This is a genomic window from Mesorhizobium sp. M5C.F.Ca.ET.164.01.1.1 (assembly GCF_004792125.1).
In the GTDB taxonomy this organism is placed as follows: Bacteria; Pseudomonadota; Alphaproteobacteria; order Rhizobiales; family Rhizobiaceae; genus Mesorhizobium; species Mesorhizobium wenxiniae.
The window spans coordinates 1-306 of record NZ_SRTG01000449.1; the positions used below are offsets into that span (position 1 = coordinate 1).

Sequence of the window (306 nt, forward strand, 5' to 3'; positions counted from 1 at the left end):
CACAGGATCATCAGCGCCGAGACGGTGAACAGCAAGGCGGCAACGAGCCCGGCGAGCCGCGTCCACAACGCGAAGGTGGCTTGCGCGCTGACCAGGGCGAGCCCCGCCGCCCACAGCGCAATGCCGCCGGCATAGGAAGGCACGCTGGCCTGCAGGCCCGCCGCGTTGCCGGCCAGAAGCAGGCTTTCGCCGGCGAGGAAAGTGAGGAAGCCGGCCGCGACGAGGTCACTGCCGAGCCGCTGGTATTTCATGGTGAGCAGCGCCGTGGCGACGACGACGCCCACGCCGTCGATGGTCCACAGCGTC

The 306-nt window shown here is 69.9% G+C and carries 1 pseudogene; it reads right to left on the reverse strand.

The annotated features are described in order from the left end of the window. Positions 1–306 (reverse strand): annotated as a pseudogene (locus EN807_RS34230) (hypothetical protein); the annotation flags it as partial.